The organism is Sorangium sp. So ce131, assembly GCF_051519095.1.
GTDB lineage: Bacteria > Myxococcota_A > Polyangia > Polyangiales > Polyangiaceae > Sorangium.
In genome coordinates, this window is sequence record NZ_CP150455.1 from 4,490,488 (window position 1) to 4,512,908 (window position 22,421).

The 22,421-nt window shown below is 72.4% G+C and carries 15 protein-coding genes; 8 read left to right on the forward strand and 7 right to left on the reverse strand.

All coding sequences use genetic code 11. From position 1 onward, the window contains the following. Window positions 1–60 precede the first annotated feature (60 nt). The gene (locus tag WMF43_RS16510) at window positions 61–1,878 is read right to left on the reverse strand and encodes a c-type cytochrome (protein ID WP_437681335.1); all 1,818 of its coding nucleotides are present in this window, start codon (window positions 1,876–1,878) and stop codon (window positions 61–63) included. A 426-nt stretch (window positions 1,879–2,304) separates the two neighbouring features. Between WMF43_RS16510 and WMF43_RS16515 the strand changes: the two genes are divergently transcribed. From WMF43_RS16515 to WMF43_RS16525, 3 genes are all read left to right on the forward strand, one after another. Further along, window positions 2,305–3,831, forward strand: coding sequence for a TolC family protein (locus WMF43_RS16515; protein ID WP_437681336.1), 1,527 nt, complete (start codon window positions 2,305–2,307; stop codon window positions 3,829–3,831). Window positions 3,832–3,994: 163 nt separating this feature from the next. Beyond that, the gene (locus tag WMF43_RS16520; RefSeq protein WP_437681337.1) at window positions 3,995–6,211 is read left to right on the forward strand and encodes a sodium-translocating pyrophosphatase; all 2,217 of its coding nucleotides are present in this window, start codon (window positions 3,995–3,997) and stop codon (window positions 6,209–6,211) included. A 95-nt stretch (window positions 6,212–6,306) separates the two neighbouring features. Next, window positions 6,307–9,639, forward strand: a complete 3,333-nt coding sequence (locus WMF43_RS16525; protein ID WP_437681338.1) for an SNF2-related protein — start codon at window positions 6,307–6,309, stop codon at window positions 9,637–9,639. Window positions 9,640–9,797: 158 nt separating this feature from the next. Here WMF43_RS16525 and WMF43_RS16530 read toward each other — a convergent pair whose 3' ends face one another. Genes WMF43_RS16530 through WMF43_RS16540 form a run of 3 tightly spaced genes read right to left on the reverse strand, consistent with a single transcriptional unit; the run spans window position 9,798 to window position 11,614 of the window. Beyond that, complete coding sequence (locus tag WMF43_RS16530) at window positions 9,798–10,412, reverse strand: ExbD/TolR family protein (RefSeq protein WP_437681339.1); 615 nt, start codon at window positions 10,410–10,412, stop codon at window positions 9,798–9,800. Next, complete coding sequence (locus WMF43_RS16535; protein WP_437681340.1) at window positions 10,409–10,981, reverse strand: ExbD/TolR family protein; 573 nt, start codon at window positions 10,979–10,981, stop codon at window positions 10,409–10,411. Before WMF43_RS16535 ends, WMF43_RS16530 begins: the two co-directional genes overlap by 4 nt. Window positions 10,982–10,984: 3 nt before the next feature. After that, the gene (locus WMF43_RS16540) at window positions 10,985–11,614 is read right to left on the reverse strand and encodes a MotA/TolQ/ExbB proton channel family protein (RefSeq protein ID WP_234023755.1); all 630 of its coding nucleotides are present in this window, start codon (window positions 11,612–11,614) and stop codon (window positions 10,985–10,987) included. Between the two features lie 1,003 nt (window positions 11,615–12,617). On the opposite strand from WMF43_RS16540, the gene WMF43_RS16545 reads away from it, so the two are divergent. The 4 genes from WMF43_RS16545 (at window position 12,618) to WMF43_RS16560 (ending at window position 15,899) form a co-directional block, all read left to right on the forward strand. Beyond that, the gene (locus tag WMF43_RS16545) at window positions 12,618–13,277 is read left to right on the forward strand and encodes a MotA/TolQ/ExbB proton channel family protein (protein WP_437681341.1); all 660 of its coding nucleotides are present in this window, start codon (window positions 12,618–12,620) and stop codon (window positions 13,275–13,277) included. A 231-nt stretch (window positions 13,278–13,508) separates the two neighbouring features. After that, on the forward strand, window positions 13,509–14,078 hold the full coding sequence (locus tag WMF43_RS16550; RefSeq protein WP_437681342.1) for a biopolymer transporter ExbD: 570 nt from the start codon (window positions 13,509–13,511) through the stop codon (window positions 14,076–14,078). 15 nt (window positions 14,079–14,093) lie between these two features. Beyond that, window positions 14,094–14,675: an ExbD/TolR family protein gene (locus WMF43_RS16555; protein ID WP_104980891.1), complete on the forward strand. Its 582-nt coding sequence runs from the start codon at window positions 14,094–14,096 to the stop codon at window positions 14,673–14,675. 291 nt (window positions 14,676–14,966) lie between these two features. After that, window positions 14,967–15,899 (forward strand): hypothetical protein, encoded by a 933-nt coding sequence (locus WMF43_RS16560; RefSeq protein ID WP_437681343.1) that lies wholly within the window; start codon window positions 14,967–14,969, stop codon window positions 15,897–15,899. 45 nt (window positions 15,900–15,944) lie between these two features. On the opposite strand, the gene WMF43_RS16565 is transcribed toward WMF43_RS16560, so the two are convergent. Genes WMF43_RS16565 through WMF43_RS16575 form a run of 3 tightly spaced genes read right to left on the reverse strand, consistent with a single transcriptional unit; the run spans window position 15,945 to window position 19,308 of the window. Continuing rightward, complete coding sequence (locus WMF43_RS16565) at window positions 15,945–17,243, reverse strand: DUF4147 domain-containing protein (protein ID WP_437681344.1); 1,299 nt, start codon at window positions 17,241–17,243, stop codon at window positions 15,945–15,947. Next, on the reverse strand, window positions 17,240–17,977 hold the full coding sequence (locus tag WMF43_RS16570; RefSeq protein ID WP_437681345.1) for a hypothetical protein: 738 nt from the start codon (window positions 17,975–17,977) through the stop codon (window positions 17,240–17,242). Before WMF43_RS16570 ends, WMF43_RS16565 begins: the two co-directional genes overlap by 4 nt. Beyond that, window positions 17,977–19,308: an HD domain-containing protein gene (locus tag WMF43_RS16575; protein ID WP_437681346.1), complete on the reverse strand. Its 1,332-nt coding sequence runs from the start codon at window positions 19,306–19,308 to the stop codon at window positions 17,977–17,979. The genes WMF43_RS16570 and WMF43_RS16575 overlap by 1 nt, the downstream gene beginning before the upstream one ends. 896 nt (window positions 19,309–20,204) lie before the next feature. Between WMF43_RS16575 and WMF43_RS16580 the strand changes: the two genes are divergently transcribed. Further along, window positions 20,205–22,322 carry a hypothetical protein gene (locus WMF43_RS16580; RefSeq protein ID WP_437681347.1) on the forward strand — a complete coding sequence of 706 codons (2,118 nt, stop codon included), beginning with the start codon at window positions 20,205–20,207 and terminating at the stop codon, window positions 22,320–22,322. Window positions 22,323–22,421 lie beyond the last annotated feature (99 nt).

Genomic DNA, 22,421 nt, shown 5'->3' on the forward strand with positions numbered 1-22,421 from the left:
CGCGGTGAGGGGCCCTCTCCGGGGCACCTCCTGGAGGTGCCGTCCAGCCGGCCGGGAGCGTCAGAGGCTCTCGAGGTAGGCGACCAGATCGCCGATTTGCTCCGGCGACAGGTGGGACGTCTTGCCGTGCTTGTCGCCTCCGCCGCAGGTGGGGTCGTCGAACCGGTCCTTCAGCGTGGCCGCGCACCCGTTGTGCATGAACGGCGCGCGCGCGCCGATGCGGACCAGCGACGGCACCTGGAACGCCTTGCCCGTGCCGACGTCGGCCGCCTCGTTGTTGGTGAGCTGCGCGCCCGCATGGCACCGCGCGCAGTCGACGGTCTTGTCATGGAAGAGGGCTTCCCCGCGCGCCACGGCCTCCGCGTCGGGCGCCGGCGACGCCGGCGGAGCGGGGAGGCTGTCGATCCACCGGGCGAAGAGGTTCACCCGGCGGGGGCCCTGGCGCGTGCCGCCCATGCGCTTCTCGAACACCTCCTCCATGATCGTCTCGATGCCGGCCATGTCGCCGTCCCAGTGGAACGGCGCGGTCTGGAGGATCCCGCCGCTCACGAACTGGGTGCGGCGCGGTCCGATCGTGTCGAAGTCCCAGGTGTGGTTGTCCTCGCCGCCCTCGGGGTGACACGAGGCGCAGACCATCGGGCCGCTCGGGTTCTTGTGGAACATCTCGTGGCCGGTGTCCCGCCGGCTCTCCCCGGGGAGCTTCACGACGATGCGCGCGGCGGCGCCGCCGGGCGCAAGCACCTGGAGGCTCGCGGGCTCGCGGGTCTGCACGACCACGGCGTCGCCGCGGAACGCGACGGCGATCGGCTCGCCGTCCACCGGGAGTCGCTGCGAGGGCGCGGCGCAGTTCCCCTCCAGGCCGAACTCGGGGCTCACCCCCCGCAAGCTCCCGGGGTCCGTCACGATCACCTCGTTGATGCCGGCCGACACGACGGCGTACGACCCGCCGTCCTCGGAGACCGCGAGGTCGACGGGCAGGGGCGCAAACGGCAGGGCCGCGGCCGCCGCCGGCGCGTCGCTCGACTGCCCCGCTCCGACCTCCGACACCGCGCTGTGCACGATGCTGCCGTCGCAACCGCCGGAGCTGTAACCGCCCTGCTCGACCTGGACGGGCTCGACGAGGGCGCGCTGGTGCACCATCGCGACCCCACCCGTCGGCAGCCTCACGGTCTTCCAGGCGACGACCGGCACGAACCGCTGCTCGAACAGGGTGAACGTCGGAAGCTGCGCTCGCTCCGTGACGTTGCCGTCCGCGTCCACGCTGAGCAGCTCCGCCGCCCGGAACTTGCTGACCAGGAGCCGGTCCCCGTCCACGATGACGTCGCGCAGGTCGCGCTCGAGCCGCAGCGTGCGCGTCGCCGCCCCGGGGCCGGCCGGGAGCGTCACGAGCTCGCCGCCGAGGCAGGCGACGTGGAGCGCGTCCGCGCTCGCGTCGTACGCGATGCCCCTCGGGGCCGGGCACGCCGCGCGCCGCTCGAGGATCTTCCCGCCGTCCGCGTCGACGGTGACGACCGCCCCGCCGCGGCGGAGCGCGACGTGGAACCGCCCCGCGTCGTCCTCGACGACCCGGCCAGGCTCGTCCCCCTTCTCCAGGACGATCTCCGCGGAGAGCTTCTGCGCCGCGAGATCGACGATCCAGATGCGGTCGCGATCCGGATCCGAGGCCACCGCCACCGAGCCGCTCCTGCTCACGGCGAGCGTCCCACCGCTGATCGCGGGCGGCGGCTCCGCCGCGATCGCGACGTCGCCCGGTCCGTTGCCGTCGTGGGGCACGCCCTCTCCGAGGTCCCACGGTGCGCAGGCGGCGAACGATGACGCGGTCGCTAGGACGGCCAGGATCGGGGAGAAGCTCCGGCGCGGTGCAAGCAGTCGATGCATGGGTGCCTCCGGTCCGCCGCCAAGCAATATGACGGCCACATGGCCCGATGGTCTTCGATCCGATCGAGCGCCGCAATACGCGCCACGGCCGAACAAGCGACGGATTTCTGCCGTCCACGGCGCGCGACGAGTCGAGGTGTGAACAGCGCGATCGCCTCCTCGCCGCGCCTCGCCTGGGCGGCGCCGGTGGTCACGTCCCGGCCGTCGTGGCTCATTGCGGCACGGTATGACGAACACGCCAGTCCGCGATCCCCGCGGAGCTCACGCGCAGCGGCGCGGCGGCGCCGCGAGGCGCGACGAGCGCCGGGAGCGTCGACTGCACGGTCATGGTCCGCCGGTGGACGGGGCGAGCGATCGCCGACGCCCGACGCGCGGACGCCTGTGACTTGACGGGTGCTTTCACCGCCCATAAGTGACCGACCGGTCATGAAAAGCACCGCTCCCCCGCCTCGACGCAGCCTCTCGCTCGTTTCGACGCTCGCCGGGCTCCTCGCCCTCGGGCTCCTCGCCCCGCCCGCCGCGGCGCAGCCGATCGCACCGCAGCCCGCGCCGCCCCCTCCCGCCGGCGCTCAACCCGCCCCCAAGCCGGCGCCGCCCGCGGCCGCCCAGCCCGCGGCGCCGAAGGCCGATCCGCTCGCGACCGCGCTCGCGGCGCAGCCGGGAGGGCTGACGCCGGAGGAGGTCGCGAAGGCCACGCTCCGGACGCGCGCCTCGCTCCGCGTGAAGCAAGCCGAGCTCCGCGCGGCCGCGGCCAGGGTCGACCAGGCGCTGGTCAACTTCTTCCCGCGCGTCACCGTGACGGCGACGTACACGCGCCTCTCCGAGGTGGACAATCCGCTCGCCGACCTCTTCTCGAGCTTCCCTTCGCCCGGCGGAGAGCCCGCCCTCGAGGTCTACAACGCGCTGAACACCTACGCGCTCACGGCGAACCTCGCCGTGCCCATCTCGGATTACGTGCTGCGCATCTCGCAGGGGTACGCCGCGGCCTCGCACGCGGAGAGCGCGAAGCGGCTCGAGCTCCAGGCGGAGACGCTGCAGGCCGCGGCCGACGCGAAGATCGCGTTCTTCAACTGGGTCCGCGTGAAGGGGCAGGTGGTCGTCGCAGGTGAGGCGGTGTCTCAGGCCAGAGCCCACGTCGAGGACGCGCAACGCAACTTCCAGGTCGGGCGCATCTCGCGGGCCGACGTGCTCCGGCTCGAGGCCCAGGTGGCCAACGCGGAGCAGCTGCTCAGCGAGGCCCAGGCCGCGCTCCTCGTCGCCGACGACCAGATCCGGATCGCGCTCGGCGCGGCGCCTGACAGGCCGCTGGCCTTGGGGATCGACGTGATGGGCAGCGCGCCCTCGCGGCCGGCGGCCGAGGCGCTCCCGGCGCTGTACCAGGAGGCGCTCCAGCGGCGCCTCGAGATCCGCGCCCTCGACGAGACGCAGTACTCGCTGGAGAAGGCCGAGGCGGTCACCCGGGCCGGCTACTTCCCGCGCGTCGACGCGTTCGCCGAGCTCACGTACGCGAACCCCAACCAGCGCATCTTCCCGCAGCAGAACCAGTTCGACATGACGTGGGCCGCCGGCGTCCGCGCCTCGTGGGTGCTCAACGACGTCTTCACCACCGCGGGGGCGTCCGCCGAGGCGAGCGCCCGGACGGCGCAGATCGTCGAGCAGAAGGCCGCGCTGCGCGACGCCCTCCGGCTCGAGGTGGCGTCGGCCTACGCCGACCTGAACAAATCGGCGAGCAGCATCGAGTCCGCCGAGCGCCAGCTCGCGGCGGCCGCGGAGGTGATGCGCGTGAGGTCCGAGCTGTTCCGGGTGGGGCAGGGCACGAGCGTCGACCTGGTCGACGCGGAGACCGAGGTCACGCGCGCGCGGCTCCAGCAGCTGAACGCGCGCGTCGGGGCGCTCGTCGCGAAGACCCGGCTCGACCACGCGGTGGGTCGCGACGCAAACGACGTGAAATGACCGCGCCGGGCCGGTCGTCTTCGCTTGCGCGGCCCTGCCGACCGGAGTAGGGAAGGCGTGCGCCGCTTCAGCGCGGGTTTTTGCGGCGCTCCCGCGGGCACCACCCGCACTGTCCCTCACCGGCCGAGGGGGCGCTCTCACGTGCGCGCCCGGTCCGACCGTCATGACGGAGCTTGCGCTCATCCTCAGCGGGGGCCTGATCGGGCTCGCCTTCGCGGCTTATCTCGCCCGCTGGGTGGTCGCGCGCCCCGCGGTCGAGCCCGAGATGCAGCGCGTGGCCGAGACCATCCAGGGGGTCGCCGAGGCGTACTTCCGCCGCCAGAGCAGCGTGATCGGCGCCGTCTCCGCGATGCTCGGCGGCGCCATCTTCCTCGCGTACGGCCTGCTCCGGGGCGCCGGGGAGAAGAACCCGGTGCCGGCGCTCGAGCTCGGGGTGTGGCTCACCCTCTCGTTCGCGGTCGGGGCGGCCAGCGCGGTCGCCGCGGGCCGCGTCGCCACCTGGATCGCCCCGCGCACCAGCGTGCGCGCGGCGAGCGGCGCCCGCCGCTCGCTCGACCTCGCGCTGCAGATCGCCCTCCGCGGCGGCGCCGTCTCGGGGCTCTTCGTCGCGGGCCTCAGCCTGCTCGGCCTCGGCGGCCTGTTCGCCGCGTTCCTCGCGGTCCGCGGCGGCTTCGGGGCCGAGCCCTCGGAGGCGCTCGCCCTCGCGCCGACGATCCCCTGGGTCATCGCCGGCTACCCCCTCGGCGCCTCCTTCGCGGCGCTGATGGCGCAGCTCGGCGGCGGCACCTTCGCCAAGGCGGCCGACCTCGGCGCGGATCTCGCGGGCGCGGAGGTCGGGCTCGACGACGACGATCTGCAGAACCCGGCCACCATCGTCGACCTGGCCGGCGACGCGGTCGGCGACTGCGCCGGGCGCGCGGCCGGCGTCTTCGCCTCGACCGTGGCCGAGAACGCGGGCGCCATGGTCGTCGGCGCGATGCTCTTCCGCGGCAACGCCGGGCTGCCGAGCGCCCTCGCCGTCGTGCTCTTCCCGCTGGTCAGCCGGGCGTTCGGGCTCATCGCCACGCTCTTCGGCGTCATGGTCGTCAAGACCGACGACCGCGAGGACGCCTTCAACGCCCTCGTGCGGGGGCTCTACGTCACGGCGATCCTGCACGCCGTCGGGATCGCCGGCGCGGCCAAGTGGCTGCTCGGCGCCCACTGGGTCGTCTTCTTCGCGTGCGGCGTCATCGGCATCGTCGCCGGCATCGGCGTGCTCCACGTGACGCAGTACTACACCGAGCAGCGGCACCGCCCCGTCCGCGAGCTCGCCGAGGCGGCCCGCAGCGGATCGGCGATGGCCGTGCTGCGCGGGTTCGCGATCGGCCTGGAGAGCTCGGTGCTCCCGCTCGTCGTCGTCATCGGCGCGACCTTCGGCTCCTACGTGCTCGGCGCCCGCTCCGGGCTCGCCGGCGGAGGCCTGTTCGGGACCGCGGTGGCCACCATGGGCATGCTGGGCACCGCCGGGTACGTCCTCGCCATGGACGCGTTCGGGCCCATCGTCGACAACGCGGGCGGCATCGTCGCGCTCACGGTCGCCCGCGACCGCCCGGACGTCCGCGGCCGCACCCTCGTGCTGGACGCCGTCGGCAACACCACGAAGGCGATCACGAAGGCGTACACCGCGGGGGTGGCGGCGCTCGCCTCCCTGCTGCTCGTCGCCGGCTACCTCGACGAGTCCCGGCGGCGCGCCGTGAGCGCCGCGGCGTCGAGCGGCGGCGAGACGGCGGCCATGGTCGTGCGCCTCGACCGGCCCGAGGTCTACCTCGGGGCGCTGGTCGGCATCCTCCTGGTCTTCTGGCTGGCGGGCCGCTGCCTCCGCAACGTGCTCCAGGCCGGCCGCCGCGTCCTCGACGAGGCGCGGCGCCAGGCCCGCGCCCGGCCGCCGGGCTCCGCCGGCGATCACGAGCCCTGCGTCGAGATGGTCTCTCGGGCGGCGCTGCGGCACATGATCGCGCCCGCCCTGGTCTCGGCGGTGGTGCCCGTCGTCGTGGGACTTGCCTTGCGCTTTGCAAGGACGGAGGATAATCCTCTGGTCGCGGCGGATTCAGTCGCGGCCCTGATCATGGCCGGGACGGTCGCAGGCGTCCTCGGGTCGCTCTTCCTAGGGAATACCGGGGCGATCTGGGACAATGCGAGGCAGTACATCGCGACCGGCGCGCACGGCGGGCGTTACCTCGTCGACGAGACGGGGGCGCGAGCGGACAACCCCACCTACGGCGCCGCCGTCGTCGGCGACACGATCGGTGATCCGCTCAAGGACGCGGCCGGCCCTGCGATCCATGTGCTCATCAAGATGCTCCCCGCCGTGATCTTCGTGTTCTTGCCGTTCTTCATCTGATGACGGTTCTTCGATCCAGCGGGACCGGCCCGTGGTCCCGTTCACCTGACCCATCCCGGCGAATTGCCGCCGCACCCGTATCCCGAGCCCACGACGTGCCGCCTCCGATCTCCGACGCACTCTCCACCCTCAGCGATCGTGGCCTGCGAAGGCTGCTTGGCGCCCGCACCTTCCTCCGCGGGCTGGAGTATTTCCGGCGCCGCGTCGTCGAGGACATCTCCATCAACGAGACGACGGCGAGCGGCACCGTCCGCGCCGCCGACTCCGAGCCGTACCCGGTCAAGGTGGAGCTCTCGCCCGACGGCATCCAGTCGCAGTGTTCCTGCCCCGCGTTCCAGAAGGCCGGGCAGCACTGCAAGCACGTCGCGGCGCTGCTCATCAGCATCCGCGACCAGGCGCGCGGCTCCCAGCCCCGGCGCGAGCCGCCGATCCCGGCGCTCGTCCCGCAGACCGCGCACGCCGGCGGTGACGCCCTGAAGCGCGTGCGCCGGCGCGACCGCCGCGGGCGGCTCGCGATCACGCCGCCGGTGCCCGTGCCGACCGTCGTCGGCACGCACGGGCCGCCCGGCTCCCCGGTCGTCACGCTCACCGCGCCGGTCCAGGACGCCACGGCCAAGCAGACCGGCATCGGCGCCTGGCTGCCGCCGGAGGGCGTCACCGGGGCGCGCCGGGTCGAGTTCCGGCTCCACGTGCGGCAGGGGGCGCTGACGGTCACGGTGCTCGACGCCGAGGCGCGCGTCCCGGTGCTGCCGTCCGCGGCGCTGGCCTGGCAGGCGATGTACCCGACGCCCGATCGCGACGCCCTCCGGCTGCTCGCCCGCTTCGAGAGCGGCAACCCGCGCCACCCGGCGGTCGACATCCGCGGCGAGGACGTGGCCGAGCTGCTCCCCCTCCTGGAGGGCCAGCGCGTGCTCCTCGAGCCGGCGCTCATGCAGCTCCGCTTCGGCGAGGACAGCCTCCGGCCGCGCTTCGATCTCGAGACCGTCGGCGGCGACACGATCATCGTCAAGGCGAGCTTCGAGCGGGGCAACGACAAGCGCCGCTTCTCGCTCCTGCAAGGCGGGTGGTTCGAGGGCTGGCCCGGCTGGCACATCGACACCCAGGAGGGGATCGCCCGCCGCGTCGACAAGCGCGTCTCCCCCGCGGCGATGCGCCGCCTGCTCCGCTCGCCGACCATCGGCGAGCCGATGAGCGAGCTGCCCCGCATCATCATGCAGGGCCTGCCCAAGATCGCGCTCGAGGTCGGCGCGGAGCTGCCCGATCTGAACCAGATCGCCGAGGTCGTCGACCTCGTGCCCACGTTCCGCATGCGCGCGGGCGGCTCGCTGATCGAGGCGCGCGTCACGCTGTTCGCCGCGTACGGGGACGCGGAGGTCGCCGTGCGCGCCGACGGCATCTCGCCGCCCGTGCTCGTGCAGCCGCCCGAGGAGGGGATGAAGCGCGCCCGCTGCATCCGCGTGGACATCGCCGCGCAGCAGGAGGCGGCGAGCAAGCTGCTCGCGCTCGGGCTCAGGCCGGACGAGACCGGCCAGGGCTTCATCGCGAACGGCGATCACGCGCTCACGTTCTGGACCGAGGGGCTCGCCGAGCTCCCCGACGACTGGGACCTCTTCGTGCCCGAGGATCTCGTCGATACCCAGGTGCGCAGCAAGCCGATCGGCGTGTTCGCCAAGGTCACCTCGGGGATGGACTGGCTGAACGTCAAGCTCAGCTTCGAGAGCGAGGGGGTCGACGTCGATCGCGACGAGCTGCGCCGCTGCCTCGCCGAGGGCAAGCGCTACGTCCGCCTCGAGGACGGCTCGTTCGCCGCGTTCGACCCCGACGCCGTCCGCGCGATGCTCGATCGCGAGGTCGAGCTGATGATGTCGGCCGGCAAGAACGGCCGGCTCCCGCTGGCGCAGGCAGGGCGGGTGCACGAGCTGCTCCAGCACGCCACCGGGACGAACGTCACCGCCTCGGCGCGCGAGCTCTTCCACAAGCTCAGCAACATCGACGAGATCGGCAGCACGAAGCGGCCCCGGAACCTGAAGGCGACGCTCCGGCCTTACCAGGAAGCGGGCCTGTCGTGGCTCAAGTTCATCCACGACATCGGCTCGGGCGGCGTGCTCGCCGACGACATGGGCCTCGGCAAGACGGTCCAGACGATCGCCCTCCTGCTCGCGGTGAAGCAGGAGGAGAAGCAGATGCGCGCGCTCATCGTCGCGCCGACGAGCGTCGTGACGAACTGGGAGCGCGAGCTCGCCCGGTTCGCGCCGTCGCTCTCGGTCGCGCTCTGGCACGGCGCCGACCGCAAGGACCAGATCGACGAGGTGAAGTCGGCCGAGGTGGTGATCACGAGCTACGCGCTGCTCCGGCGCGACGAGGACTTCCTCGCGCAGCTCGACCTCACGTACGCCATCCTGGACGAGGCGCAGCACATCAAGAACCCGATGAGCGCCACCGCCGCGGCGGCGAAGCGGCTCCGCGCGAAGCGCCGCCTCGCCCTCACGGGCACGCCCATCGAGAACCGCCTCTCGGAGATCTGGTCGATCTTCGACTTCGTCTCGCCGGGCCTGCTCGGCTCGCTCGACAAGTTCGAGGCGCGCTTCTCGCGGCCGATCGAGGCGGGCGACTACAAGACGGCGCAGCGGCTCCGCGCCGCGATCCACCCGTTCATCCTGCGCCGCACGAAGCAGGAGGTCGCCAAGGATCTGCCGGAGAAGATCGAGATGGATCAGATCTGCGATCTCACCGGCGAGCAGCGGGCGCTCTACATGCAGGTCGCGCGCGAGGTCCGGGCGCAGGTCCTCGGCGAGGTCGAGCGCGTCGGCCTGGCGAAGAGCCAGCTGCAGATCCTCGCCGGCCTCACTCGGCTCCGGCAGGCGGCCTGCGATCCGCGGCTGCTCGGGCTCCCGCGCGAGTTCGGCGACGACGACTCCGGCAAGCTCGTCGCGGTGCGCGAGCTCATCGCGAACGCGGTCGAGGGCGGGCACAAGGTCCTCGTCTTCAGCCAGTTCGTGATGATGCTGAAGCTCATCGAGCGGGCGATGAAGGAGGACGGCGTCCCCTACGAGTACCTCGACGGCTCCACGAAGGACCGGCCGGAGCGCGTCGAGCGCTTCCAGAGCGATCCGAGCGTGCCGGTCTTCCTCATCAGCCTCAAGGCGGGCGGCACCGGCCTGAACCTCACCGCGGCCGACACGGTGATCCACTTCGACCCGTGGTGGAACCCGGCCGTCGAGCAGCAGGCGACGGACCGCGCGCACCGCATCGGGCAGACGAAGGTGGTCACCGCGTACCGGCTCATCGCCGCGGGCACGATCGAGGAGAAGATCCTGCAGCTGAAGGACAAGAAGCGTCAGCTCGTCGCCTCCGTGCTCAGCGAGGACGCCGGCGGCGCCAAGAAGCTCACGAAGGCGGATCTGGAAGAGCTGTTCGCGGTGGACTGAGCGACGGGGACGGCGCGACCGGCAGCGAGCGCGCCGTCCGCTTCGCGGAAGAGGCGCCGCTCGCCCGGGCAGCGCCGGGGCGGCGGGCAGAGGAGAGGGCGGCTACGGCTTGCTGCCGCTGCTCAGGACTGTCGAGGGGGTAGGGTAGGAGGGGGCGGCTACTGCTTGCTGCCGCCGCTCAGGACCATCAGGTGGTGCTTGCCGAACTCGCTCTGTCCGAGGGTGAAGAGGACCTCGCAGAGCAGGCGGTACGGCGTGGTCGCGTCGGCGACGACGATCGCCTCGGACGACGACGGATCGAGCCCCTTCGCGGCGCGGACGGCCTTGTCCGTCTCGCGCGCGTGGGAGAGCGCGTTCGCGAGCGGCACGATGTAGTGATCGTTCGGTCCGCTGCGCTTGTACCGCGCGTCGACGCCGGACTGGGCGAGCTGCTCGCGGCTCGGCAGCACGACGATCGGGGTCGGATCGTCGCCGACCAGGATCTGCGTCTTCGAGACGATCACGACCACCCCTTCCTGCGAGGGCTCGGCTTGCATCACCGACTTCGGCAGGGTGAGGTCCTTCGACTGCGGGATGGACGCCGCCGACGACCCCACGCTCTTCAGCAGGAAGACGAGGATGATCGTCATCAGGTCGAGCATCGCCGTGATGTTCAGGAAGTCGATCTCGGGCTCGCGCCGGTTCCGGCGGATCGCCTTCCGGAGCGCCGCCTTGTAGCGGACGACGCTCGCCTTCGGCTGCGGCTGCGGCGCCCGGGGCAGCTCGGCGCTCATCGGGAGACCCCGGGCACCCCGAAGTAGACCTCGGGGAAGAGCACTTCCTCGCCCTCGCTCCGCAGCGAGTCCATCACGTCGATGATGGTCTTGTAGTCGATGCCCGGGTTCGCCGTGATCGTCACCTGCGTCTCCTCTTTGAACTCGGGGCGGGCGTTCTTGAGGCGCTTCGCGCACGCCGTGAGCGCGGGAAAGTCGTAGCTCTCGTTCACCTTCGGGATCGTGACGCCGCTGCCCACGTCCTGGCAGCCGGGCGCGATGTTGCCGCTCGACGTCTTCAGCGAGATCCCCTGGCTGGTGATGAACGCGGAGAGGTTCAGCGCCTTGCTGGAGAGCTCGCTGCGCACCTTGCCCGACCCGATGGCGGGCGGCGTCGTGTCGATGGACGACACGAAGGTCACCGAGACGCTGGCGAGCACGAAGATGAGGATGTTCGTGATGATGTCCAGGTAAGGAACGACGTTGAGCTCGCCGGCCTCCTCCCCGGCTTCGGGCTCCTTGGGCTGCGAGAGGCGCCGGATCTTCGACCGCTGCGCCGAGCTGAGCGGGACGTCTTGCGGGTCCGCCATGGGCTAGTACCCAGGCTTGCTGCTGATCGTGAGCAGGTTGAAGACGCGCTCCGTCGTCGCCTCGAGATCGTGCTGGATGTTCTTGGAGCGGGTGTGGAGCAGCACGTGCGCGATCATGCACACCACGGCGATCGCGAGCCCGAACGCCGTGTTGTACATCGCCTCCGCGATGCCGTTCGAGAGCATCCGCTGCTTGTCGGCCTGGGAGAGGCCCTGGGCGGCGATGGAGGCGAAGGTGTTGATCAGGCCGGAGACCGTCCCGATGAGGCCGATCAGCGTCGCGATGTTCGCGAGCGACCAGAGGGCGCCGATGCGCTTCTCCACCGCGGGCTTGAGCTCCGACAGCTTCTCGCTGAGGGCGGCGTCGATCTCATCGGCCCCCTTGTTCGCGTGGGTGAGGCCGGCCTTCACGAGCTGGAGGATGGGGTAGTCGCTCGCGTCGCACAGCTTGATGGCGCGGTCGATGTTGCCCGCCGCCACCAGCTTCTTCACCTGCGCGAAGAACTCCTTCGAGTTCACCCGGTAGCGTCCCAGCTGGAACGCGGTTCGCTCGATGATGATCGTCACCACGACCGCCGAGACGACCAGGTTCGCGATCAGGAAGGTCGGATTGTGTTTGATGGCTTCCCACATCCCACCTTCGCCACCACCCTCGGCCGCCAACATCAGCAGATGACGCATCCTCGAAGTCCCTTTCTCAGCGTCGTCAGAAGCCCGACAATCTCCAGGCGCGGCGACTATAACTGCCGCCCGATCCCGGGTGCAAGCTCGGCGATGCGCTGCGCCGCGCGGCCGAGACGCGGGGATCCGCGCAGATCCGCGGCCGGAAGCGGATCCGGGGTCTCACGAGGCCCGCGCTCCCCGGGGGAAAAGGGGCCGGACGGACCGGACCAGCAGGCCGCGGCGCGCTCCGGGGCGCCCCCGGCGGCGTCGCCGGGCGGGCGAGCCGCCGTCCTCGGCCATGCCGCGCCCGCTACTTAATAACTCCATCCCGGCCCTCGACCGGTGATGCCGCGCGCTGCCGCAGCGCGCTGTCGGGCCGGCGGCCGGTCTTGCCGGCGCGGCGTCTCCCGGCCGGCGAGCTCGGCGGCGGACGCCCGGCGCGCCCCGGGCGGCGCGCCGCATAACCCTGCGAATTGTTGTAAATTTTTGCTCGTATCAGAGCGCTGAGGTGTGGTCAAATCTCTCTTGACGGCGCCGGGTCTCAATCGCGAAGATGCGCGAGTCCCCCGGGCGCATCGGCGTAGCTTGGCCAAGAGAAGGCGGCACGCTCTCGGTGAGCGGGGGAGCCGCGCCCAGAGCCCTGATAGAGCCCCCTGGTGTCACGGCGCGAAATGTCAGTCTTGGACAGCAGGTGAGAGAGCTGGGGGCGGCGCCGGGCGCCAGCACCCAGAGAGACGATCAGGACTCTTGCAGAGGTCAGCGCCGCTCGGCTAGCGTCCCGTGGGCATCTCGCCAGAGAGCGACAGCAGCACGCCGTCCACGGCCAGCCCGCCAAGCGAAGCAGGCCTCTCACCGGTTGTTACGTGGGATCGAAAGACTGCCGCCCCTCGGCAACACGAGTCTGACAAAGGGAACCGATCGAGTTGCGCGAAACCTCATCCCGGGGACGCGAGGCGAACTGGAGGACACAGCAATGCACGGAGCGTATGAAGCTTTCAAAGAGGGTGGGTGGGGTATGTGGCCCATCCTGTTCTGGTCGATCCTGACGATCGGCATCATTGTCGAGCGCGCCCTCTACCTGTTCGGCTCGTCGATCAACAAGGACGTCTTCCTCGCCACCATGCAGAAGTGCATCCTGGCGGGTGATGTCGCCAAGGCTGTGAAGATGTGTTCCGCGGCGAACGCCCCGCTCGCCCGCATCGTCCAGGCCGGTCTGGTCAAGGTGAACCGCCCCGACGAGGAGGTCCAGGCGGCGATGGACGAGGCGGCCCTCCGCGAGCTGCCGAAGATCAGCGCGCGCACCTCGTACCTCGCGCTGCTCGCGAACCTCGCGATGCTCTCCGGCCTGCTCGGCACGGTGACGGGCCTCATCAAGTCGTTCGGCTCCGTCGCCGGCGAGTCGGTCGACCCGAGCCAGAAGGCCCGCGTGCTCGCCCTCGGGATCTCCGAGGCCATGAACTGCACGGCCTTCGGCCTCGGCGTGGCGATCATCGGCCTCATCGGCTTCGCCGTGCTCAACGGCAAGACGCAGCACATCGAGGACGACATCAACGAGGCGTCCGTGCAGATCCTCAACCTGGTCGTGGCGAACCGACAAAAGGTGAATGTCGCCGCGATCGGTAAGGAAGCTTGATGTTCTCCCTGCGGGCCCAGGCCGTCCGGCGCACCTCGCGCCCGGCGTGCACCTGGGCCCGCTCTCGTTTCGCAGCGCCCCGCGCGGCGGCTCGCGCCGTCGGGGTCCCCGGGAACTTCGGAAGAGCGGCGAAGTCAGAACCCAGCGAGGTGCCCCCCGGCGAGCTGCGGGCAGGGCGTCCCCCGGAGCAACTTGGATAGGTGAGCGTCAGGCTCACGTTGGGAAGGCATTATGGGCGGCGTAGACGTCGGCGATGGTGGCGGGAAAAAGCGGTCGACGAACAGCGATATCAACATGATCCCGTTCATCGACCTGCTCATGGTCACGATTGCATTCCTGTTGATTACGGCGGTCTGGGTCACCAACTCCCGCATGAACGCGGACGCGCAGGTCCCTGGCCCTCCGGACCCGAACAAGGAGCTCACCCCGCAGACGCCGGAGAAGGTGCTGAACCTGCACATCGGCGAGAGCGACTTCGGGCTCGTGTGGAAGCAGGGGGCGACGGTGGTCAGCGAGATCAAGGTGCCGAAGGCGCCGGTCGAGGTCGGCGACGCGAGCTCGAAGATCCTCCGCTACCCCGAGCTGGCGAAGAAGATCGACGAGGAGTGGAAGACGCACGGCGGGCACCGGGACCCGAGCGACAAGAAGCTCGACCAGGCGATCCTGCACACGGACAACCGCACGCCCTTCAAGGAGATCGTCGCGGTCCTCGACGCGCTCTACGCGCCGAAGCGCGAGATGCGGCTCCCCGAGGGGCCGAAGCAGGTCCCCGCGTTCAACATGACGTTCTCGGTCCGGTGAGGCAGGAGCGCGCACATGGATAGGTTCAACCCGAAGCACCACAAGAACCCCCACGCCCACGTGATCCATCAGCCGGGCCGCCGGCTCATGAAGGGAGTGCCCCTCCGCTTCGTGTGGAACAAGGTGTCGGGGCACGGCGCCCGCAGCCCGAACGCCGGGCTCAACCTGGTGAGCTTCATCGACTTCCTCGTCGTGACCGTCATCTTCCTCCTGATGTCCTTCTCGGCGTCGGGCGAGATCGCGGTCGACAAGAACGTGAAGCTGCCGAAGGCGGAGAACGTCGACGACGTCATCGACGCGCCGATGGTCGCCGTGAACGGCAACCAGATCCTCGTCGACGGCGCGCTGGCCGGGTCGACCCGCGCGATCGAGGAGCTCGGGCGCCTCCAGAAGATCGACGAGCTCTTCAACCTGCTCAAGAACAAGCGCGAGCTGTGGAAGCAGGTCCAGCCGAACAAGCCGTTCCCGGGCGTGTGCATCCTCCAGGTCGATCAGAACGTGCCCGCGCTGGTCGTGAAGAGCGTGTTCCAGACCGCGGCGTTCGCCGGTTACCCGAACGTCAGCTTCATGGTCGGCAAGCTTCCGAAGTCGCAGTGACCCTCGCTTCTTAGCCTATCGCAGCGCCAGACGGGGCGCGCCCGGCGAAGCCGGCGGCCCCGGTCACCCTCGAAGTGGTGGCTCCCCCGGTGCGCTCCTCGCGGCCTCGCCCTCCACGCAGATCCACGTCGACGTACGTAGACCACGTGCGTGGGCCGCGCGGAGGAGGGCGCCGCGCCTGCGCGACCGGGCTGGAGCGCCGTGCGTGGAGCCTCTCCTATGTCCTCTGAACAGCCGCCCCGCGAACGCGGCTTGCCTTCGGTCCACAAGGCGCGGGAAGCGCGCTCCAAGATGCGCTGGCCCCCCGCGAAGTTCTGGGGCTACACGGCCGTCATCCTGGCGGTCTCGGCGATCCTCCACTGGAAGTGGTCCCAGGGTCAGATCGAGAGCGCCCGCCAGAAGCTGATGGCGCGCCAGCGCGCCGTCGCCGTCGAGCTCGGCCCGCGCTGGTTCCCGATGCGCGAGCGCGTGGAGGGCTGGACCCTCGATCTCTCGAAGAGCGCCGGCGCCGAGCTCGTGGATCGGGAGGCGCTCAAGGCGTGGGAGTTCCGCGATCTTGCGGGGATCTACCTGCGGCTCCGCGTGGACGAGGCGACGAGCGTCGACGCCATCCGGAAGAACGCGCAGCAGTCGCTCCGCGACGCGTTCACGTCGTGCCTCCTGCGGGCGCCGAACCCGAACCCGCTCGCGGGCGCCGAGTGCAAGCGCACGCGCGACTGCCCTGCGGGCGAGCACTGCAACGAGGCCGAGCGCTGCTCGCGGCCCGCGCAGCCGTTCAACCTGCGCGTCGCCTACCGGACGATGCACGTCCTCTCGGACGAGTGGGTGCGGGACGCGCAGGACGCGTCGAGCGAGCTCCGCCTGCGGCTCCTCGAGTCGAGCTTCGACGACACCATGCGGGACGACGTGCCGCTCGCGGCGGAGCTCCTCACGAGGGCGCAGTACTACCTCCTCGTGCTCGACGAGCCGGCCGAGGGCGCGGCGACCACCGAGGCGCTCCTCGCGGCGCCGCACATGGCGCGGATCGGGGTGTGGCGGCTGTCCGACGGGAAGCCCGTCCTGCGGATCCGCCGGGAGGCGAGCGGCAGCCTGATCGGCGGGACGCCCACGGTCGAGTCGAACGTGCTCGAGGCCCGGCAGCGGCAGGCGAACAGCTGCGCGCTGGCGCTCGCGGTGCGCGAGGCGATGGGCGACACGAGCGCGGCCGTCACCCCGCCGCAGTGAAGCCGCCCGCCGCGGCGAGGGCGCGCGCCGAGCAGCGCGTGCCGCTCAGCGCGCGGGCGCGCCGCGGGCGAAGTCCCGCGCGACGACGTGCACGTCGGTGAGGTTGTGCCCCGTCGGCCCGCTCTCGACGTGGGTTCCGAGAGCGCGGTGGACGGCGGCGTCGTCGAACCGCGCGAGCGCCGCCTCGACGGCGCCGTCAGCCACCGCGGCGGCCGCCGCGCGGTCCACGGCGGCGCCGGCCGCGCCGGAGCTGCCGTCGACGCCGTCGGAGGCCGCGCAGAGCAGGGCGACGTCCGCGGGCAGCTCGCGCAGGGCGGCGAGCGCGATCCAGCCCGCGCGGCCGCCGGCGCCGCGCTGGGGCGGCAGCGCGAGCGTCGGCTCGCAGGGGATCACGACGGCCTCGCCGGGGGTGAGCGCGCGCGCGAGCGCGACGCGACGCGCGACGATCGCGCGCGCCTCGCCGTCCTCGGCCGGGGCGGCGGTCGCGCGGAGCCCCGTGCGCGCCGCGAGCGCGGCCGCCACGCGCTCGGCCAGCGCGCCCGGATCCGCGAGCACGCGCGCCGTCGCGCGCGGCGCGTCCGCCGGCTTCACCGACTCGCTGAGCGCGGGCGCGAGCCGCGCGAGCTGCGGCGCCCACCGCGCGAGCGCCGCGAGCGCCTCGTCCACGCGCGTCGGGTCCGGCACCGTGGGCCCGGAGCTGATGTCGTGCGGCAGCCCGCCCACGACGTCGCTCAGGATCAGCGTCAGCACGCGCGCCGGGGCGGCCGCCGCCGCGAGGCGCCCGCCCTTGATCCGCGAGACGTGGCGCCGGACGAGGTTGACCTCCCGGATCGGCGCGCCGCCCTCCAGGAGCGCCGCCACGAGCGCCTGTTTGTCCGCGAGCGAGACGCCCGGCGGAGGCGACGCGAGCAGCGCCGAGGCCCCGCCCGAGATCAGGGCGAGCAGGAGATCGTCCGGCCCGAGCTCGGCCGCGGCGGCGAGCGCCGCCTCCGCTGCGTCCACGCTGCGCGCGTCGGGGATCGGGTGCGCCGCGCGCAGCACGCGGAGCGGCCGCAGCGAGGCCTCCGCGGGATCGGGCGGCGCTGCGTGGTCGAGCGCGGCCGCCGCGGGCGCCGCCACGGTCACGGCGAGCCCGCCTGCGATCCTGTCCCCCCAGCACCGCAGCGCGCCCCGGGCCATCCCGACCGCCGCCTTGCCCGCCGCGATCGCGATCACACGCCCGCCGGGCGCCCCCGGCTCGGCGGCGAGCGCGCGCTCGACGAGCCCCGCGGGATCGAGCTCTGCGAGCCCCGCGTGGAACGCGGCCACGAGCGCCGCGCGCAGCCCGCCGGGCGGTCCGCTCAAGGCCCCCTCGCGCCGGCGGCCTCGCCCCTCGCCGCCACGCGGGCCGGGGCGCGGCCTCGGGCCGAGGCCCGATCGCCCGCGTCCACGAGGTGCACCCGGAGCACGTGGTGCCAGCTCAGCGTGACCGACACGAGCGCCCGCTGCTCCTCGCGGCCGCTCTCGTCGCCGGCGAGCTCCGGCCCGCGGAAACGGAGCGCGCCCTGGACGTCGAGGAACGGGCCCGTGGCGTCGCCGAGGAGCGGCACGCCAAGCCACAGCGAGAGCTCCAGCCCCGGCGCGGAGGCGAGCCCGGCTCCTCGCGGCGCCTCCCAGAACGAGCCCACGCCGAGCGCGAAGGAGTCGAGGAAGAGGTCGAACCAGGGGGGGCCGTGCTCGAGATTTTTCGCGTACCTGGCCAAAAAGAGCGGCTGGAGGAACACGCCGGTCGCGATCGAGCGCGCCGCGGGCGCCGCCTCGCCGCCGAGCGCGTCGGTGTAGTGCACGTACAGCCCGGCGGTCGACAGGTAGGCCGCGGCGCCGCGCGCGGCGAGCGCCGGGCCACCCGCCGCGAACGAGGCTCCCGCGCCCGCGCGCAGCTCGAGATCGCCGTCCAGGCGTCCATGGGCGCCGTCTCCTTCGGCGCGCGCCGAGGGCTCGCCCGCGAGCGACGCGGCGACGGCGCCGGCGAGCCCCGCCGCGGCGGCGCGCCGCGCGCGTTCGGTCCATCCCGCGGCTGTCGTCTTCCTGGTGGGCATCAGCGTATCAGCGCCTCCCGCACCGCGTCCCGCAGCTCGGGCGCGAAGAGGATCCGGGTGCGTGTCATGGTCTCGTTGCGCAGCCGGTCCAGCAGAAACGACACCTCGGCGGGGCGCCGGGGGCGGCCCTTCGGGTAGACGACGAGGAGCGACTCGTCCTCTGCGTAGGGCGTGTCCTCTGCGACGTCGACGCCGACGTACACCTCCGGGTCGAACCCGGCGCTCCGGGCGATCTCGCGCACCGTCTCGAGCGCCGCCTCCCGCCGGGCGTCGCGCTCGGCCGGCCCCTCGCCGGGCTCCGGGAACAGCTCGAGCGTCTTGAAGAGCGCGCGCACGCGCAGGCGGCGGGCGAGGTCGGACAGCACGGGGTCGGGCCCCGTCTCCCAGGCGTGGATGGCCCCGAGCAGGACCTGATCATCGAGCTCGATGTGCTGCTCCAGCGTGGGCATCCCGCCGGCGGCGATCACCGCGATCCCCGCGGGGACCTCGGGGATCCGGTCCCCGGCGGCGAGGCGGGCGACGACGCGCCGGAGGATGACGCCGATCATCCACTCCGCGCTGCGCGTGGTCTTGTGGAAATAGACCTGCTGGAACATGAAGAAGCGCGCGAGCAGGAACGACTCGATCGCGCTCATCCCCTTCGTCCCGTCGATCGCGAGCGAGGGCGCGGGCGGGGCGGACGCGGCGCCGCCGCCGGGCGTCTCCACCTGGACGTCGCTGAAGCTGAGGCTGTGCAGCAGCCAGGGCAGGTCGTACTCGCCGTACCGGACGCCCGTCGCGTGCGCGTCGCGCAGCAGGTAGTCGCAGCGATCGACGTCGAACGTCCCGCTCACCGCCTTGGCGAGGTAGGGCAGCTCGTGTCGCCCGCCGATGAGGTCGGCCACCCGCTGGGGCAGGTAGGGATCCTGGCGGACGAGCACCTGGTGCACGTCCGACGCCGGGTCGAGCAGGATGCGCTCGGTCCAGCGCTCGTGGTGGAGCGCGCCCGGCATCGCTTCCTCGAAGAGGTGCGAGAGCGGCCCGTGGCCGAGATCGTGCAGGAACGCTGCGGCGATCGCGTCGCGCGCGCGGTCGCTGGTCACCCTCTGCCAGAACGGGAGGTCGCGGTCGATCTGACGGAGCCTCGCGATCAACAGGCGCATCACGTGCGCGGCCCCGAGCGCGTGCGCGAAGCGGGTGTGCTCGGCGCCGGGGAAGGCGAACGAAGTCAGCCCGAGCTGGCGGATCCGCCGCAGCCGCTGCACCTCGCGCGCGCCGAGCAGGCGGGGGACGATCGAGGCCTCGCCGCCCTCGAACTCGATCAGGCCGTGGACCGGGTCGCGCAGGATCAAGGTGGAGCTCCGCGCGAACCCAAGCTCACGGCGGGCGCGGGGTCACTCAAGAGCGGCCCGACGGCGGCGGACCGCGGGGGCGTGGTGTCGTGGGCGTCGCTTCGAGCGTGCGGCGTGGAGCACAGCATGATGCGTCTCGAGCAGGGGCGGGAAATCAGGGAGGTGTGCGACGTTCCCACGCGACCACACGGGAAGGCAAGCGTTGCTCGTGATGCGTGATCCGTGTCGCGCCCCGGCGATCGGGTCGGGCTGGCGCGGCGGCGGCGCGCATGGCGCGCTGACGAGCGCGACGGAAGCCCGGCGTGAGCGGCCGCTCGCGCCGCGGCGGAGCCGCTTCGCGCGAAGCGGAGGCAAATGACACCGTCGCGTCGTAAGGGGGTAGGCGGGCAACCGCCGGGCTTGAAGAGCGCGGCGTCGCGCTGCGCACCTCGGCGTCGCGCCGTCGTGGCAGCGTGTGCGATCGCGCAGGGCACGAGCCGTCGGCAGACGGGTCGAGCCGGGGCGCGGCAGGCGCGTCGGGGCGAGAAGGGGGCGAAGGGCGGACAAGAGGGGGCTAAGAGGAGGCTAAGAGGGACCAAGAGCGACCACGAGGGCTAAGAAGGACGAAGAAGGACCAAGAAGGACCAAGAAGGACCAAGAAGGACGACAGACGACCAAGCGACGGTTTGGCGACGGCTGCGCACGAAAATGTGAACGCAGAAGGAAAGTGCTCGATTTCTTGAAGCTGGACGAGCATCCTGGTGTACGTTAGGAGGCTGGCTATTCCGTCGGTTCACGTGGGTCATTGGGTATCCCGGAGATAGGTCGAGAACATGACCACGACCAACGGACGGCAGTCGGGGCGGGGGCATCCTGCAGATGAGGAGCTGGGTCGGGTGACACGCGAATCGGGAGGGATGGCGAGCAGTGACGAGGCCGAGCTCGACGAGTCGCCGAGGCGGCTCGACGCCATCCTCCGCGCCCTCCCCGAGTCGGAGCTCAAGGGCCTCATCGCCCGCATGGGGATCCGCATCGACGCCGCCAAGCGCATCGACGCCCCTTCTCAGGCGGCGCGCGCGCTCGTCGGCCTCCCCGACGTGCGCGACCCGTCGCGGCTCCCGACCGCCAGCCGCGAGCTGCTCCACCGCATCGCGGAGGCGGGCGGCGTGCTCGTCGTCCCCTCGCTCCCGGCGGGGCTCGAGCCGCTCATCGCCCGCGGCGTCGTCTACGCGCGCAAGACGGACGAGGGCATCGAGCTCGTGCTGCCGGCGGCGTTCCTCGTCCAGCTGAAGAGCTGGGAGAGCGAGGACCCGCGGGCGATCCGGGCGCTGCTCGCGCAGGCGCCCTTCGAGACGATGAGCGCGATCGCCACGCACTACCTCGGCCGCCCGGCGACGCCGCCGATCGCGCTCTCCCTCGAGATCGCGTGGGAGACGCTGAGCAATCCGGACCGGCTCCGCGAGGAGATCGATCGCCTCGCGCCGGTCGAGCGCCGGCTGCTCGAGGCGGTCGAGTCCGTCGGGGGCGAGGTCGACACGCAGGAGCTGCTCGACCTGGAGCGGGAGCCGATGCGCCTCCGCAGCGCGAGCGGGGTCACGGCGAGCCGCCGCGGCGCTGGCTTCGCGCTGGAGCGCCGCGCCTTCCTCATCCCGATCCACCCGAACCGGCACGTCGTCCCGACCGAGGTGGCCGCGATCGTCGGCGCGGATCGCCGGCGGATGCGCGAGAAGCGGCGGGAGCAGATCCGCTCGTTCGTCCTCGAGGAGGACCACGCGCCGCGGCGCGCTCGCTTCGCGTCGGACCCCGGGATGCTCGCGCTGGCCCTCGCCTACTGCGTGCGGGAGCCGGGCAGCGACGTGCGCCCCGGCGTCGGCACCCCGCGGTCGCTGCTCGTCCGGCTCGCGCAGCGCTTCGGGCGCGACGTCGAGAGCGTCGCGCTCGTCGCCGCGCTGTCGCGCGCCGTCGGGCTCTGGGACGCCTCGGCCGCCTCGCCGGCGACGCCGCCCGGCTCGCTCCAGGTGCAGGAGCTGACCCCGCTCCTGTTCACCACGTGGCGCCGCGGCGGCGCGTGGGACGAGGCGCGGGCTGAGCGCGAGGTGCTCCGGGTCGCGTCGGACAACCGCGACGCGAGCCCCATCGGCGCGCTCCGGGAGATGGTGCTCGACGCGCTGCACGACCTCGGCGAGGGCCGCTGGGTCCCGTGGCAGTCGCTGCAGGGCTACCTGGCCGCCGACGAGCGGATCGCCGGCGTGGAGCGGCTGGTGCGCCGCTGGGCCGAGCGCGCCTCCGTCGAGTCGCCCGAGATCCCGGACATCACGCGGCGGATCGCGCTGGAGTCGCTGCCGGCGCTCGGGATCATCGATCTCGGCGGGGCCGAGGACGTGGCCAGCGCCGACCTCGCGCTCCGGCTGACGCCGCGCGGGCGGGCGCTGCTCGCGGGCTCGGCGCCGAGCTCCGACAACGGCAAGAGCAAGTTCGTCGAGGCCCACGCGCTGCGCGTCGGCGCGAGCGCGAAGGTCTCGGCCGTGCTGGGGCTCTCGGCGTTCGCCGAGATCGGCCGCGTCGGCGACCAGGTCGACCTCCTGCTCACGCCGCCATCGATCGCGCGCGCCCTCTCGGTCGGCCTCGACAGCGACGCCCTGCGCGCGCGCATCGAGGCGGTCGCGCCGCTGCCGGACACCATCTCGCGCATGCTCATCCAGGCGAGCGTGGTCATCGGCAAGGCGAGCTTCGTCGGCGCCTCCGGCTTCCTCTGGATCGAGGATCCGGAGGTGCGCGAGCTCTTGCGCACGCGCAGGCCTGCCGCCGAGATGTTCGTCGACCCCTCGCCGCCCTCGGGCCTGCTCATCGAGGCCGGCGTCGATCTGGAGCGGCTCATCCGGCGCTGTCGCGCGCTCGGCGTCGAGATCGAGGCGGACCTCGGCAACCTCAAGGCGACGCGGCAGACGCCGGCGCACGGCACCGAGGGGCCGCACCGGACGTCGTCGACGTCGAGCATGCGCCGCTCCAGGACCCCGCCGGCGCGCACTCGCTGAGCTCGCTGTCAACCGTCATCCTCGGGGGCGCGAGCATCCCCCCGGCCGCCGGGGCCTCTTCGTGGACGCGCCGCGGGAAGCAGGCGTCCGCACCGGGCG